Genomic DNA, 15,314 nt, shown 5'->3' with positions numbered 1-15,314 from the left:
GGGGTCAGGTCGTGGCGAAGTTCTTCAGCAACTGGGCGCCGAAGTGGTGGCTCTTTTCGGGGTGGCATTGCACGCCGTGGATGTGGCCGGCCGACACCACGCAGTCGAAGTCCAACCCGTACGTGGCCGACGCGGCCACGAGCGACCGGTCCTCGCAGTCGAAGTAGTACGAGTGCAGGAAGTAGAAGCGCGGTGCCGGTTCGAAGTCGCTGAACAGGCGGCTGTCGGGGCGCACCTGCAGGTCGTTCCAGCCCATGTGAGGCTGTGGCAGCTGGGCCGACGCGGGCGTCTGCGAGAAGGCCCGCACGCGGCCCGGAATCCAGTTCAACCCGGGCAGTTCGCCCTCGTCGGAGCCGCCCGCCAGCATCTGCATGCCCACGCACACCCCCAGCACGGGCACCTGTTCGCGCTGTACGCGGGCTTCCAGCGGCTCGCGCAGGCCCGACTGGTTGAGCAGCGTCATGGCGTGATCGAACGAGCCCACACCGGGCAGGATCAGGCGTGTCGCGTCGGCCAGTTCGGCGGGCACTTTGGCCCGCTCGGCGGGCAGGCCCAGGCGCTTGAACATGTTCAGGAAGGCCTGGATGTTGCCCACGCCGTAGTCGACGATGCGGATCATCGGAAGTGCCTCTTTTCCAGGCCGAGCGTGCGCAGCACCGTGGTGCCCAGGCCGATCATCCAGCGCTTGTTGCGGTAGTCGCGGTAGGTCTTTTTGGGCGCATCGAAGATCTGTTGGAGTTCGTCGACGGTGAGATCCAGCTTGTGGGCCACGTACTCGAACTCCTGCTTGAGGAAGTGCTCGTCCATCTCGGGCGATGCGATGCGCTCCAGTGCCGCCTCGCGGGTCATCTGGCCCGTCATGATGAGGCTGGAGAAGTGCGCGCGCCGCTTGTGGAAACCGAACCGCCGGGGCAACCAGTAGTCCTCATAGAAGCGGGTGAATCGCGACTCGTGGTGCTTGTGCTGGAAGCGCTGCCAGCCAAAGCGCCGGTTCAGCTCGTCCTCGGCATCCTTCTTGACGTAGGGCACCAGGTTGAGCGGGTGGTGCACCTTCATGCCCAGGATCTTCTGGTAGTACAGCTTGTAGACCAGGATGTCGGTGAGTGGGAAGCTCTCCAGCGGCCGCTGGCCGAACTGGCGGTGGATGTCGTTGAACAACCACGTGTCGATGCCCAGATAGCCGCCCCACTCTTCGGGTTCGCGACAGCACTCGGTGGAAAAGTTCGACCCCGTGATGATGTGCTTGACCTTGTACTGGCGGGCAAACTTGTACAGGCCTGAGAAGAAGGCGCCGTCCTGCGGCAGGTCCTGATCGGGAATGCCCGAGCGCAGGAACGCGGCCTGCAGATCCTTCATTTCCTCCCAGTTGACCACCTCCGTGAAGAGCTCCAGACCGAGCCCGTCCACCAGCTTCTCGATGTTGCCTACCGCTTGGTCGGTGTTCCAGCCTGCGTCGACGTGGAACAGCAGTGGTCGCAGCCCCATCTTTTCCTTGGCAATGTAAGTCGCATAGGAACTGTCAAGGCCGCCGGAGAGACCGATGATGCAGTCGAAGTCCTTGCCTTTGCCATCTGCTTTGATGCGTTCGGCGAGTGTGGCCAAGGCCTGAGCGCCCCCCGGTCCGGTGTCCCAACGGGGCGCGATCGTGGTTTCGAAGTTGGCGCAATAGTCGCAATACCCCCGCTCATCGAACGTGATGTTCGGGTCCGAGGTGTCCATGATGCAATGGGAGCAGATTTGATAAGCGCGGGTTGACATGTTCTATCTCATGTGACTGGGGATGCGTCCGCCGGGCGAGCCAATCCGAGACACCGATTCAATACCTGAAGGTGCTGGGTCCGGCGATATTCCGTCGACGCTTGTCGGGCATTCATATGGCCCATGCCTGCCACTGAATCAAACTCGGAGAGAGATCGAAGGAGCGCATCGGTAATGGATTGGGCCGAACGCGGCTGCACTTCCCATCCGTTTTCTTCCGGAGTGAAGATATCGAAGATCCCACTGTGATTGGTAGTGATGACCGCACAACCCGAGGCATAGGCTTCGAGGATGCTGATGGGCTGGCCTTCATAGGGGTAGTAGGTAGGCAGGCAGAACAGATGTGCCGCATGAAGGAGGCGCTTTTTGACCTCACCGGAGACCGTGCCATGATAGGTCACGTCATCTAGCGTCGCAATCCGCCCGAGAAATTCGGACTTCGACGCTTCGTCCTCGAACCCACCGGCAAAATGGAAATCCAATTGGGCGCGCTGGTTGGGTGGAATCAGTTGAATTGCTTCGATCAGTTCCCGATAACCTTTCCCGGGCAGATGGTTGCTGAGAAAAAGCACGTTCAATCTGTTGCGCCTGGCCCATTTTTGCGCAAGGGATTGGTTGTCGATAAACCATTCGTCGCCAGCAAAGTTCTTCACCACATGAATTCGAGCGCGGGGCACGATGTGGCTGTAGATCGAGACATGGCGCTCTCCCAGCACAATGACTCCAGCAACCCTTCGAAGAAGCCAGGCGTTCATTCTGTGCAGCCATGGATGGCTATCGCTCAGAAGCTTGCGCATCCCTGCGCCTCCATGCAGATGCAGGAACGTGCGCTTGGTCTTCGAGCCGAGACAAAGCAGGATGGCCATATCCTTGAGGTTTCCCGCCACCGACTCTGCCGGCGTCAGATAGACGAGGTCGGCATTGCGCGCGTGCCGAAGCGTTTGTCCGAGAATCTGCACGATTTCCAACAAGCGGCCAATCGAGTTGATGCCCTGGCGGAAGCTCTGCTTGCTGAGATTGATCAGCGTCACTTCGTGGCCCTGGCCCGATAGGTCGATGTACAGCGCTTCGCATGCAACTGCCTGCCCGGTGATTGGTGGTGGGACAGGGGCGATAAAAAGAACGCGGAGCTTGGTCAAGTTTGCCGTCGCCATGCTGCTACGAAGTTCGAGGGCCGTGCGTGGAGCCGACTCCTTGGTTGTTCCACTTTTCCGCAGCCTCGAGCAGAACGGCAGAGTACTGTTGCGCAATGGGAACAAAGTCAAAGTGGCGAAGCACATATTCTCTTGCCTGGGTGGAGTAGCCTTGGAAAGTGGCGGGCGGTTGTGAGGCCAGCCAGATCAGCTTTTCTCGAAAGCTCTCGATGGAGCCAGGCTGAAAGGTGAATGCGTTGTCCCCAACCGCACGCATGTTGTTGATTTCGTTTTCCTCAAACAGCACGGGCAGTCCGCATGCCTGTGCCTCGAAGAAGCTCATGCTGCATTGCTTCGGAAAAACCGCCAAGTCTGCTGCTTGGTAGAACTTTGCCAGATCGAGGTAGCGTTGGGTGGGCCGGCGCACGATGCGGTTTTCACTGATCGTCAGGTTCTCTTCGACCTTCTTCCCGTACTCTCCGACAGTGTTGCCAATGATCAGGAATTCAATGGGTCGGTTGTCGGCTGCTTCAAGCTTTCCTTTGAGCGTCTCGCTGAAGAAGATGCCGCCTTTGTGTTCGTCAAGCTTGCCCGCATAGAGCACGACGAATGCATTGGGGTCGAGCCCTAGCTCTGCGCGGAGGTGGGCCTTGTTCGGAACATCCGGCTGGAAGAAGTCTGTGTCCGTCCCCAGTGACAGATAGTGGGTGCGCGACAGTGGAATTCCAAGGCATTTTTCAACGAAGTCGCTGTCGACCACGCGAATCAGTGGGATGTTCCGTTTCAGGATGACGGGGGTGACGAAGCGCCTGTAAAAGGAGCGGAAGTACTCGCGAAAGCGGTTCTTCGACGCCATCTCCAGCATATGGCAGTCCAGCACGAGGGGATATGGGAGCCAGCGCGCGAGCCAGATGAACAGTATGCCTGTCAGCGTGTCTTCCCCGTGCACGAACACCACGTCCGGCTTCAACTCCCGGACCTTGCGGAACAGCTTGAAGGTGTGGAAGATGGCCCTGCCGCTGTAGAAGCCATGCAAAGGCACCCGGTGTATGCGGGCGCCGGCCTCCCGGCGGTACCGTTCGTCCCTCTCCTGAATGCGCTCCCTGCCGAAGAAGGCGGTGAGGAAATCGGGAATCTTCTCCATCTCGCCCGTGACGATCTCGACCTGATGGCCTTGCTGGACTTGCAGTCGGCCCAACATGTTGACCTGATATCCCGCATCAGGATGGATGAAGTCTTCGACGTGAACGATTTTCATGGTGAACTCATTGTGGTGTGCGGGGTATCGAGCCGTCGCGCCGACCGACGCCTTGCGCCAATATGCCGGCGTGACAGCCACCAGGCCAGGAGGAATATGACCAATCCTCCACCCGAGAGGAGCGCGGTGGACAAGGGGACGTTCAGCAGTGCCATGAAGAAGCCACCCATCCACAGGACGGTGAACCTGGAGTTGAGATTCGATGTGATCCGATTGATCAGATACAAAACGCCTGCCACGAAAGGTGTCACCACCAGCACGCCGATGGGACCGAGGGCGGCAAATCCATCGCTGGCCCAGAAGCTGGCGTTGAAGTTGGCCTCAGTAGAACCGCTGTAGGCGAGCCCGATCATCTGGCCCAGTGACAGGTCCCCGAAGGGGTAGGAGTGCGTGAGCGCATTGATAGGGCCGATATGGCTGTAGTAGGTGAGACCTTCCGCGCCGAAGTGCTCCAGGTACTTGCTTGCCGTCCAGCCAGCTGTTCCCAGCACCCTGACGAGGAAGATGGATTTCATCCACATCCACACACCCGAGTCTGGCAGAACAAGCACGAGGACAAGGATGGAGAGCACCATGGCTCCTAGCAAGCGTGGCAGGAAGTCTCGCCCATTGTCCCAGAGCCAGTTCAGGCCCATGCTGACAGGCAGTAGAAGTATCGCGGTCTTGGCACCGGTGGACATGTACAGGGTAAGCGACATGGCGAGTCCGGCTGCGATATACACCCATTTTTGGTAAAACAAACCTCTGGCGTATAGATAGGAAATGAAACAGTAGGACAGCCAGGAGATCAGGTAGGCGCTGGCGGTGCTTTGTGGCACGGCGGCGGATTCAAAACGCAGGTCGTAGACGTCTCCGAAAGACACCAGTCGCATATGTTCAGCATTGGCGGCAAGCAGCAGTGCTGTCGCCATCAGTGCAAGCGCGCCGATGACGCAATCCAATTGTCTGAACTGATTGGACCTCAGCTGGGGCGAGCGCTTGCGTTGAGCTTTTGCAACCGTGAACAGCACCACCATGCTGCCCGCCAGCATTATCTGAATCCACACCAAGTGGTCATACTTGATGTCGACCGAAAACAAGAGGCTCAACTGGATCGGTACGTACGACAGCGTGTAAATCAGCGCGGCGACGGCTTGGGCTGGATCGGAGGACGGCCTGTGCGCAGCTATGGGCAGCCAGGCGAGGAGATAGGTGGTGAAAAGGGACGTCGACGAATGGTCCAGATAGATGTAGTGCGCGTACTCGAACGTGGGATGGATATAGCCGACATACGCATAGTGGACGCCGAGGATATAGAGGAGCGAATAGCAGGCCGTGCGTATGCGCCGCCACAACGCGCCTTGCGTATTGAATGCTTTCCCGGTGAAATTTGACACTGCAGCTGAACTCACGGCTGTTGTCCATTTCTGGAGTCAAAGGAAACGCATCCCCGGTAGACCAGCGTCAGCATGATGGTGGCCCCACCCAAGGTGCACAGCGAGTACATCCACAGCGCTTCAATGAGGGGAACCGATTGGAGGGAGGACAGAATCAGCACGCCAACAGGAAGCAGCGCAATCAGCACTTGTCCGAACAAGCCCATGGCCGGTCTGCGCAAAATGGCAAACACGTACATGAACGGTGCGCAAGCGAAGTGCGAGAAGGCCGCGAGTGTCAGTGCTTGCGCGATGGTCCCGGAGCCAGCGTATTGCGGGCCAAAGACCCAGCTGAAGGCAATCGGGGCCAGCAGGTAGATGGCGCTGAAAAAGGCGCCGGCCAGCCCCAGTATCCATCCCACGGCTCTCGTGAACGTGGGTCTGACCTTTTCTCTGGCACGCTGGCGCGCCGCGAACTCTGCTCGCACCGTTTCAGCAAGTGCTCCTCCCACGATAGCTCCGGGAACCAACAAGACCCGATTGGCCACGGCGAACATGCCCACCTCCGCCAGCGAATACTGTGGCGCCAGCACGAAGGGAATGCCATTGGCACCGATGATGGTGACCAACGCCGTGGGGAGAACCAGCAGAGGAAATTTGCCATAGGCCTTGGCCTGGCGTGCAAAGCCCCGTACCTGGACGGTCCGGCTTCTGTAAGGCCATCCGTTGAAGCCATGGATGGTGTAAGCCAATGCAACGCCAACGCCCGCGGTGAAGCCCAGGACCATGAAAATGGGTTGTGCCGACCAGGCCCATGCGAATCCGATGCAAATGGCCACATTGACGACGGCGCCCACCACTTGGCTCCGTGCATAGTGGGTGTAGTTGGATGCACGCGAACTCCATTGCTGCATCAGCGTGTAGGCGGTTCCCAGCCAAAGCGCCAGCGGGAGCAGCAGAAAGGCGACCTCGCGCCGCTCCTGTAAAAAAAACACCCACCCCACGACACCCAGGCCGACAACGGCGCTGCCGACGGTAGCGATCGTCATGACCATGGAACCGAGTGCCTCGGCGCTCTTGCGTGCCTTGGGCAGGATGATCGCCTGGTCGTACTTGAGCGTGACGATCGGTATGAGCAGTGCGTAGGCAGCGGAGAAAATGGCAGCGATGCCAAACGCTTCAGGTGCAAACAGTCGGGTCAACAATGGCGTTGCCAATGCGAGCACTATCTGAGCCACGATGGTGCCCGAAGCCAGATGCGTCAGATTGCGCCGCATTCTGCCAGTGGCAGGGCTGTTCGCGTGGTTGGGCGCTGACATGAATAGGCGCGTGCTCAGTTTGTTGCCAGAATGTGATTGAGAATCGACTCGGCTGCGTGGCCGTCGCCGTAAGGGTGCAGGGCCGCTGGTGTGCGAAGGCCGATCTGCTGGAAGGCGGTGAGAATGCTGTCAGCATTTGCACCGCTTAAAACGTTCCATCCTGTTTCAACGGTTTCAACCCACTCCGTTTCGTCGCGCGTGGTGATGCAAGGCACTTGGTAGAAGAAGGCTTCCTTCTGGACACCACCGGAGTCGGTCACGATTACTGCGGCATTCTTCTCCAGCATCACCATGTCAAGATAGGACAGCGGATCGACAACCTGGATGCGTCCGAGCAACCGCTCGAAGCCCAACTGATCGATTTTCTGCCGGGTCCTTGGATGAATAGGCAGTACGACCGCATGCGTTTCTGCCATGGCATCCAACGCCTTCAGAATGCCAGCCAGTCGATCTGGATCATCGGTGTTTTCCGCCCTATGGCAGGTGGCCAGCACGTAGGGCCGGCCCGTCAGTCCCATGCGAGAAATTGCCGTGCTATTGCGCTCGGCAATTTCCGCGAACTGAAGAGCGACGTCATACATGACATCGCCAACCTGGTGCACTCCCTGGACAATCCCTTCCTGCCGCAGGTTGTGAACCGCGGTCTCCGTTGGACAGAACAGCAGCGTCGAAAGCTTGTCCGCGACGATGCGGTTGATTTCCTCTGGCATGCGCATGTTGAACGACCGCAGACCAGCTTCGACGTGCGCCACCCGGATATGCAGCTTGCAGGCCGCCAATGCGCTGGCGAGGGTGGAGTTGGTGTCCCCATAGATCAACACCCAGTCTGGTCGACGCTCCAACAGCAGTGACTCGATCTTTTCCAGCATCCTGCCGGTCATGGCACCATGCGAACCACCGGCAACACCCAGGTTGTGGTTTGGCGCACCAATGTTGAGTTCCCGAAAGAACACATCCGACATCATGTCGTCGTAGTGCTGCCCCGTGTGCACGAGGACGTGCTTGATGGGCGGTCCTTCATGCCTTCGTAGGGCATGGGCAAAGGCCGCTGCTTTGATGAACTGCGGCCTGGCGCCGACGATGGTCAAGATTTCCACGGTATTCCCTGTTCTTTTCTATGTGTCGGGCCCATGGGCCGACTGGTTTGGTTCGAGCGCAAACGCGCCGTTGGTGGGGTGGCAGTGCTCTGCCTTTACGGCTTCATGGGCAAATCAGCGCGCCCAACGGGTGTTGACGAAGGTGAATTCCTCGTTGCTTTCCCTGGCTTGCCACATGCACTCGAAGCCCAGTTGGCGCAGCGTGGCGACCGCCTCAAGGGTTGCCTTCGCGCCAAACTCGTTCCAGCGGTGATGGAATTCGACACAGATGACATGGATCTTCTCTGCGCTGTTCTTGAACGAAGTCGAGTTCAGCAACTCGTATTCCGCTCCCTCAATATCGATCTTCAACAGGTCAATCTTGTCCTGGCCGATGATGCCGAGAACCTCGTCCAGGTCAATCAGTTGAACTTCGATCCGATCGCCTCCGACATGATCTGATTTGGTGATGGAGCCACTGACATGCAAAGGATTGTTCGGGAGGAAGAACGTGGCCTTTCTGCTCGAGCCCGCCACGCCCATGGGGTGCAGGTAAAAGCTACTGGGGTTGCGTTTTTGCACATAGTCGATGGACTTGGGCGTTGGGTCGAATCCATGGACGCTGCACCCGTATCTCTCGATGAGCGATTCCGAGAACGAAATGTCCTCGCCAAGGCCGACATCGACCACTGCCGAATCGCTGCGAAGAATGCCGGCGGGAACAGCCCACCCTCCGTAGCCTTCATTGCCGTGGTATTCGCTGTCGACGTCAAGCGTGGTGCCGATGGCCGGCTCTATGCCGACGGCACGTTTGCACAAGACCCGACCTTTTCGGTACCAGGAAAGAGTGGATCGATAGATGTCCATGGTGGTTTCACCTTCAGATGGATCTCGGGGAAATTAGACGGGCGCCTTGCCTCGCCTCAGCTTATTGCAAGGCGCGGCTTCAGCGAACCGTGTCGCCGACGCGGTCCCCGTTGATAGCGCCTTTGCCGGAGTGACGGATGATGATTTCAAACACTGCGAGCCTCTAGGCACGATTGCAGGGCTTCGACGACGCGTGATTGATCCTCATGACTCAGGTCGGCGCTGATGGGCAGGCTCATGACACGTGCGGCCTGTTTTTCGCTCACTGGATAGCCCGTGCCATTGGCGTAAGCCTCATAGGCGGGCTGCCGATGCAAGGGTTTAGGATAGTGTATCGCGGTAGGTATGCCTGCCACCTTGAGTTTGGCCTGGACAGTTTCGCGCTGCTCCACCATGACGGTGTACTGGGCCCAGACGCAGTCACGGTCCGGTTTCACTTCCAACAACTCCAGATCGGCCAATTCCGCGCCTTGGATGAGCCGCCTGTAGCGCTCTCCCAGCGCCTTTCGCCGCTCAAGCTCCCAGTCGAACCGTTCGAGCTTGGCCAGAACGATTGCACACTGCAGCGTGTCCATGCGCCCACCCACGCCAACGCGGGTGTGGTGGTAGCGAGCGCTCTGACCGTGTATGCGAATCTCCCGGCAGGCTAGAGCGAGCGAATCGTCGTTGGTGAAGATGGCTCCACCGTCACCATAGCAACCCAATGGCTTGCTCGGGAAGAAGCTGGTACAGCCAAAGGTTGACAGGTTGCAGCTTCGACGTCCCTTGTAGATGGCGCCAAAGCTTTGTGCGGCATCCTCGATCACGGCAAGTCCGCCATGCCGTGCGGCAATCTCATTGAGTTCGTCCATGTTCGCCACCTGACCATACAAACTGACCGGCATGATGGCCCGGGTGCGGGGTGTGATGGCTGCCTCGACTTGAGACGCATCCAGGTTGCAGGTGCCGGGCTCGATGTCGACGAACACCGGGCGCGCCCCGAGAAGCACGATCATTTCGGCGGTGGCGGCAAACGTGAAGGTCGTGGTGATGACCTCATCGCCCGGGCGAAGGTCGAGCGCCATCATCGCAATGAGCAGAGCTTCGGTGCCGCTCGAAACGGTGATGCAGTGTCGTGCACCGGTGTAAGCGGCCAGACGTTCCTCGAGTTCCATCACCTCCGGCCCCATGATGTATTGGCCGTGATCGAGCACGCGTTGTATACCGGCATCGATCTCGACTTTGAGGCTTTTGTACTGTGCTTTGAGGTTGATGAATTCCATGGTGGGTTGGTCAGTTTGTTGAGCAGTTGCTCTCAGATGTGTTCGCGGAGGAAGGCGGCAAGGTGAGCATCGCCTGCTTGCTCCACATACTCCAGAACAGTCATGCCTGCGCCGTCTGTTCGCTTGCAGTCTGCACCAGATTCGATGAGAAGTTTCAGCAACCGGTAGTCACTGGTCTGATGCAAGGACTTGGTTTTTGCATACATCAACGGTGTGGTGCCTTTCGCCGCGCAGCGGTTGGGGTCGGCGCCCGCCTCAAGCAGCGCCTTCACCACCTCGATTCGCTGATGGAAACATGCAACGATCAAGGGAGTCCAGCCTTTTTCATTGGATACAGATACCAAGGCGGGATCCATCTTTAGTTCTGATGCGACTGCCGCAATGTCTCCGATCTCGCAGGCATGAAAAAAAGACCGCTGTCTTTGTGCAATTAGGCGATTTGCTTTCCATAGTGGAAATAGCGCTAACGCCGCTTGCCTCTCTGGTTCCTTCATGGGAGCATTTTTGAATGGCCGGTCTATTTGCCATTGGGGGAAGCTTCCTTGCTCAATGTCGTTGGCGAGTTCGCGCAAAGCCATGCGCTGCAGTTGATAGACGTTTTCTTGAACAATCGCTGGCGTGTCATCGGAATGAATGGGCAACTCGTTGAAGCGCACCAAGCGCCCAGCATCGACGCGATGGTCAACAAAGTGAGTGGTTACACCTGCTGTCGCGCCTCTCATGATCATGTAGGAAAAGGCGTCCAACCCCGAAGTTTCCGGAATTTTTCCAGGATGAAAGTTCACGATTCCCTGGGAGAATAGCGAGATAATGTCGGCGGAAAGAATTCGGGCGCCTGAGATGATGCCCAATGAAATCTCCTCTTCCAGTACTAAGCGGCCAATCTGCAAAGCGTCTCGGTGATCCAAGGCCATATATGTCAACCCTAGATTGTTGCAAAGCTCTGCTGTTGGCAGTGGCCTAAACACTTGGATGGGGCCGCTGGCCATTTGCGGCTTGGACAGTGCGCCCAAGTCTTTCCTGGGTGCCCCCAACACCCGAAGGTTCTTGAAGCCATAGCTCACCAAATCTACCAAGAAGTCGTGAGTCTTTCGGTGGGGAAAGTCATATGCAAAGATGGCGATGGGTTTCATGTAGGGCTTCAACGCGTCTTGATGAGGGATGGTGTTGCTCCAACTGCAACCAGTTGCGCGAGATCTTTGCCCACGTATTGCGCGTAGCGTACGGAGCCGATTTCATTGAGGTGATGCCTGTCCATGTAGATCAGCTCATTGTCGAGGAAGGGGAGCGATGCAAACAGGGGGGAAGAATTGAAATCGGCGAAAGCAACGCGAGGAAAACGGCTTGCCATAGCCTCGACTTGCGCGTTCGCGTTGCGCACCTGGGGGATCACTGCAATGTTTGGCTGAATGCCGAGGGATTTCATGCGCAGCGCGCGCACCGGGTCATGGCTCATCATTGGCAGCTGCGCGAGGACGACCACGCGTTGCATTCTCCGATCGGTCTCTTCCAGGAACCGGCTGAACGCGGGCAGAAAGGCCGGGTTGCCGATCTGGTAGGACCATTTTCCGGCCACGATCAGCGTGCGGTTGTCTGGCAATCGGGCTTCGACGGCCTTCTGCATCTGGCGGCAAGGCTCGATTGCCCATTGCACCAAACGTTCGTCCTCGAATCCGGGGAACGGCACGCAGCTGCTCGCAGAGAGTACGGTTGCGCGAACCCCGTGTGCCTGGCCGAAGGCGTCCATGAACAGGTTGAGCTGGGCGGCATGGCTGTCACCCAACACGAGCACCTCATTGGCTCGTAGGGGGGCGCCGCGTTGGCAACTGCCCGCGATCTGTCCATGGCAGATTGAATCCGGCGGTGCGTAACGCAACGCTGTCTGCGGTGGCGTCGGCGCAATGCCAGCGTTGAGCGGGCGGGTGGCGACAAGGGCGGCGACCACCATCGCGGTGACGGCAGCTGTTCGCTTGGCCAGCCGCAGGCCAGTCTGCGGCCTCAGCCACGGTTGTTCGACGAATCGCCAAGACAGCCAAGCCAGGAGCGAGAACGACAGCGTCACTGAGCCCAGCAGTGACCAGGGAAGCATCGAGTCCTGCCAGACATAGCGCGCCAAAGCGAGCAGTGGCCAGTGCCAGAGGTAAAGCGAATAAGAAAGCGCGCCGATCAGAACCAGCCACGGGTGGGACAAGCAGCGTGCGGCGACGAGTTTGTCTTGGGCAACCATCAGCAGCAGCGCCCCTGCACAAGGCCAGATGGCCGCCAGCGGACTGAAACGTTCTCCATCGAGTATCACAAAAGCGCCGAGCATCAGCGCAAGGCCGACCAGGCCTATGGGCGTGCGCCAGGATGCGGGTATAGCGTCACCGGGCTTTTGAACAGTGGCCAACCAAGCGCCCATCAGAAACTCCGGCGCGCGCACAGTCATTGCGTAGTACAGCGGCTGCAGGTTGCCACCGCTGTGCGTCATTTTTGATTGTGCGATTGAAAACCCCGCGATGCACAAGATGCCCAGCACGGTCGGCAGCCACCGCCGTGGGGTCAGCCGCAGGATCAGCGGCAGCAAGAGATAAAACTGCATTTCGACCGCGAGCGACCAAGTGTGTAGCAGCGGCCACTCGTGAACTGCGGGAGCGAAATAGTCGCCTGCCGTCGCGAAGTACTGATTGCTGATGAACAGCAGCGCGCTGCGCATGCTCTTCTCGAACAGCTTGAAGTCATCCGGAACGAGAAACACCGCAGCCAACTGTGCGACGACCAGCAGCATGGCCACGTAGGCGGGCACGATGCGGCGCAACCGATTGGCATAGAAGCCAAGCCAGGAGAAGCTGGCGCCCCGTTGCAGGATGACGCGCGACACCACGAAACCCGACACCACGAAGAACACGTCCACGCCAAGGAAACCGCCTGGCAACCAATCGGCCTGCATGTGGAAGACGATCACGGCCAGCACGGCCAATGCCCGCAAACCTTGAATGTCCTGCCTGATAGATGAGCCTGTGCTCATGTCCTGATGCATGGCCCTTCGGAGCAAACTAGCGGATGAAGGGGTGCACTTCGCCCGCCGCGCCGCGCGTGGGAACGGCCGTGCGGATCACGTTGACCGTTTCAATGCAGTGCCGCGCATCCGACAGGCCATAGCCGCGTCCTGCGAGGATCTCGCGGTAGCTTGTGGTGTGCAGTTCGGTGAAGCCTTCGGAGAACTCGAGCTTCTCACCACTGATGTCGATGTTGCGGAAGGTGGTCTTCGTGCCTTTGACCTCTTCAGGCAGATCGTTCGCGTCAATCGACAGGAACCAGCGCACCCGGGCGCGTTCGTATTCCAGATAGCCGGCAGTGCGGGCCTCGCCCGCGTAGTGCACGACGTTGCGCTGTAGCTTGCCGAAAATGAAGTGCAGCATGTCGAAGAAGTGCACGCCGATGTTGGTGGCAACGCCGAAGGCCTTGCGGGGGTCGCCCTTCCAGCTTTCTGCATACCAGCGCCCGCGCGAGGTGATGTAGGTGAGTTCGACGTCGAACTTGGTGTCCGCCGGTGCGGCCGCCACCTTGGCCTTGAGCTGCTGGATGGCGTCGTGGTGACGCAGCTGCAGGATGTTGAATACGCGTCGCCCCGTCTCGCGCTCGATCAACGCCAGCTCGTCCAGCAGCTCCGGCGTAGGTACCAGCGGTTTTTCGCAGATCACGTCGCAACCCAGCCGCAAGCCTGCTGCGATATGGGCGTGATGCAGATAGTTGGGTGAACAGACCGCCACGTAATCCAGAGCAGTTTCGGAGTGTCGCTTGAGTTGGTGCGCGTGTTCCTGGAAGCGCTCGAACTCGGTGAAGAACTCGCTGTGCGGCGAAATGCTGTCGATGATGCCCACGGAGTCATTGACGTCGTAAGCCACAGCAAGGTTGTGCCCCAGATCCTTGATGGCGCGCATATGGCGCGGTGCGATGTAGCCGGCGGCTCCGATGAGGGCGAAATTTTTCATGATCGAGCGGATTCAAAGACGGAAAACGTGAAAGCCCTGCTCGGCGAGGGCGTGCCGGTCGTACAGGCTCTTGAGGTCACCAATCACTGGCTGATGCTGCTGCGTGCAGAGCGCGCGCAGCGCTTGAGGGGTTTGCTGACGATATTCTTGGTGACCCACGGCAACAATCAGGCCATCCAGCGGTCGAGCCGGGTCGAACTCGCCCAACTCGATGCCGTACTCATGCTGAACTTCCGCAGGGTCGGCCCAGGGGTCCGTTACCACGACGTTCACATTCCAGCCCTGCAGTTCGCGCACCAGGTCGGCCACCTTGCTGTTGCGGATGTCGGGGCAGTTTTCCTTGAATGTGATGCCCATGACGCCCACCGTGCATCGCGCAACGTCAATGCCGTTCTTCAGCATGCGCCGCACGATGCTGCGTGCCGCGTAACGCGCCATGTTGTCATTGATCCGGCGGCCCGCGAGGATCACCTGAGGGTGATAGCCAAGCTCCTCGGCCTTGTGAGTGAGGTAGTACGGGTCCACGCCGATGCAGTGGCCGCCCACCATCCCGGGGCGGAAAGGAAGGAAGTTCCACTTGCTGCCGGCAGCCTCGAGCACCTCGAGCGTGTCGATGCCGATGCGCTCGAAGATGACCGATAGCTCATTCACGAAAGCGATGTTGAGATCGCGCTGACTGTTCTCGATGACCTTGGCCGCTTCGGCCACTTTCAGGCTGCTGGCCCTCCAGGTGCCGGCCTTGATGATGGCGGAGTACAGCGCGTCGACCGCTGCGGCCACCTCGGGCGTGCTGCCGCTCACGATTTTGCGGATCGTGGTGAGCGTGTTGACCTTGTCGCCCGGATTGATTCGCTCGGGACTGTAGCCGCAATAGAAGTCTTCGTTGAACTTGAGCCCGCTACAGCGTTCCAGCGCCGGTACGCAAACCTCTTCCGTCGCGCCCGGATAGACCGTGGACTCGTAGATCACCACGTCGCCGCGCTTGAGCGCTTTGCCGACGGTCTCGCTGGCTCTCACCAGTGGTGTCATGTCCGGGCGATTGGCCTTGTCCACGGGCGTGGGCACGGTGACGATGTAAACCCCGGCTTCAGTCAGTTCTTTGGGGTCGCAGCTGTAGCGCAGCTGCCGGGCATCCTGTAGATCCTGAGTGCTGCATTCCTTGGTGTGGTCGCGGCCCAGCCGCAGCTCATTGATGCGGCGGGCATCGATGTCGAAGCCGAGCACGGCGCGATGCTTGCCAAACTCCACGGCAAGCGGCAGACCGACATAGCCCAGGCCGATAATCGCGATGGTTCTTTTATCCAGATTCATA

General features: G+C 59.0%; 13 protein-coding genes. All 13 read right to left on the bottom strand.

Annotation, left to right across the window (positions count from 1 at the left end):
• Positions 1 to 4: 4 nt before the first annotated feature.
• A complete protein-coding gene (gene hisH, locus ACODTB_RS10270; RefSeq protein WP_291116020.1) occupies positions 5 to 619 on the bottom strand; it encodes an imidazole glycerol phosphate synthase subunit HisH in 615 nt (204 codons plus the stop codon).
• A complete protein-coding gene (locus ACODTB_RS10265; RefSeq protein WP_291116023.1) occupies positions 616 to 1,758 on the bottom strand; it encodes an N-acetyl sugar amidotransferase in 1,143 nt (380 codons plus the stop codon). The genes hisH and ACODTB_RS10265 overlap by 4 nt, the downstream gene beginning before the upstream one ends.
• An 8-nt stretch (positions 1,759 to 1,766) precedes the next feature.
• Entirely contained in the window at positions 1,767 to 2,897 is a 1,131-nt protein-coding gene (locus tag ACODTB_RS10260) for a glycosyltransferase family 4 protein (RefSeq protein ID WP_291116026.1), read from the bottom strand.
• A gap of 19 nt (positions 2,898 to 2,916) precedes the next feature.
• A complete protein-coding gene (locus ACODTB_RS10255) occupies positions 2,917 to 4,149 on the bottom strand; it encodes a glycosyltransferase family 4 protein (protein ID WP_291116029.1) in 1,233 nt (410 codons plus the stop codon).
• Positions 4,146 to 5,540 (bottom strand): hypothetical protein, encoded by a 1,395-nt coding sequence (locus ACODTB_RS10250; RefSeq protein ID WP_291116032.1) that lies wholly within the window; start codon positions 5,538 to 5,540, stop codon positions 4,146 to 4,148. The genes ACODTB_RS10255 and ACODTB_RS10250 overlap by 4 nt, the downstream gene beginning before the upstream one ends.
• A complete protein-coding gene (locus ACODTB_RS10245) occupies positions 5,537 to 6,781 on the bottom strand; it encodes a lipopolysaccharide biosynthesis protein (RefSeq protein WP_291116035.1) in 1,245 nt (414 codons plus the stop codon). Before ACODTB_RS10245 ends, ACODTB_RS10250 begins: the two co-directional genes overlap by 4 nt.
• 56 nt (positions 6,782 to 6,837) lie before the next feature.
• Positions 6,838 to 7,920 (bottom strand): non-hydrolyzing UDP-N-acetylglucosamine 2-epimerase, encoded by a 1,083-nt coding sequence (gene wecB / locus ACODTB_RS10240; RefSeq protein WP_291116037.1) that lies wholly within the window; start codon positions 7,918 to 7,920, stop codon positions 6,838 to 6,840.
• A 114-nt stretch (positions 7,921 to 8,034) separates the two neighbouring features.
• Entirely contained in the window at positions 8,035 to 8,766 is a 732-nt protein-coding gene (locus tag ACODTB_RS10235; RefSeq protein ID WP_291116040.1) for an FkbM family methyltransferase, read from the bottom strand.
• 146 nt (positions 8,767 to 8,912) lie between these two features.
• Complete coding sequence (locus ACODTB_RS10230; RefSeq protein ID WP_291116042.1) at positions 8,913 to 10,028, bottom strand: DegT/DnrJ/EryC1/StrS family aminotransferase; 1,116 nt, start codon at positions 10,026 to 10,028, stop codon at positions 8,913 to 8,915.
• A gap of 32 nt (positions 10,029 to 10,060) precedes the next feature.
• A complete protein-coding gene (locus ACODTB_RS10225) occupies positions 10,061 to 11,161 on the bottom strand; it encodes an ankyrin repeat domain-containing protein (protein ID WP_291116045.1) in 1,101 nt (366 codons plus the stop codon).
• A gap of 8 nt (positions 11,162 to 11,169) precedes the next feature.
• Positions 11,170 to 13,035, bottom strand: a complete 1,866-nt coding sequence (locus ACODTB_RS10220) for an acyltransferase family protein (protein ID WP_488929284.1) — start codon at positions 13,033 to 13,035, stop codon at positions 11,170 to 11,172.
• Between the two features lie 28 nt (positions 13,036 to 13,063).
• Positions 13,064 to 14,002, bottom strand: coding sequence for a Gfo/Idh/MocA family protein (locus ACODTB_RS10215; protein WP_291116052.1), 939 nt, complete (start codon positions 14,000 to 14,002; stop codon positions 13,064 to 13,066).
• Between the two features lie 12 nt (positions 14,003 to 14,014).
• Complete coding sequence (locus ACODTB_RS10210) at positions 14,015 to 15,313, bottom strand: nucleotide sugar dehydrogenase (RefSeq protein WP_291116056.1); 1,299 nt, start codon at positions 15,311 to 15,313, stop codon at positions 14,015 to 14,017.
• Between the last annotated feature and the right edge of the window lies 1 nt (position 15,314).

The sequence above is a fragment of the Hydrogenophaga sp. FG152 genome (genome assembly GCF_057809615.1).
Note: the sequence above shows the minus strand (reverse complement) of the source record. Positions and strands in the feature narration are given on the sequence as shown.

Coding starts and splice junctions, on each gene's coding strand:
- hisH (WP_291116020.1), bottom strand. CDS start 619: ATGATCCGCATCGTCGACTACGGCGTGGGCAACATCCAGGCCTTCCTG.
- ACODTB_RS10265 (WP_291116023.1), bottom strand. CDS start 1,758: ATGTCAACCCGCGCTTATCAAATCTGCTCCCATTGCATCATGGACACC.
- ACODTB_RS10255 (WP_291116029.1), bottom strand. CDS start 4,149: ATGAAAATCGTTCACGTCGAAGACTTCATCCATCCTGATGCGGGATAT.
- ACODTB_RS10245 (WP_291116035.1), bottom strand. CDS start 6,781: ATGCGGCGCAATCTGACGCATCTGGCTTCGGGCACCATCGTGGCTCAG.
- ACODTB_RS10235 (WP_291116040.1), bottom strand. CDS start 8,766: ATGGACATCTATCGATCCACTCTTTCCTGGTACCGAAAAGGTCGGGTC.
- ACODTB_RS10230 (WP_291116042.1), bottom strand. CDS start 10,028: ATGGAATTCATCAACCTCAAAGCACAGTACAAAAGCCTCAAAGTCGAG.
- ACODTB_RS10225 (WP_291116045.1), bottom strand. CDS start 11,161: ATGAAACCCATCGCCATCTTTGCATATGACTTTCCCCACCGAAAGACT.
- ACODTB_RS10220 (WP_488929284.1), bottom strand. CDS start 13,035: ATGAGCACAGGCTCATCTATCAGGCAGGACATTCAAGGTTTGCGGGCA.
- ACODTB_RS10215 (WP_291116052.1), bottom strand. CDS start 14,002: ATGAAAAATTTCGCCCTCATCGGAGCCGCCGGCTACATCGCACCGCGC.
- ACODTB_RS10210 (WP_291116056.1), bottom strand. CDS start 15,313: ATGAATCTGGATAAAAGAACCATCGCGATTATCGGCCTGGGCTATGTC.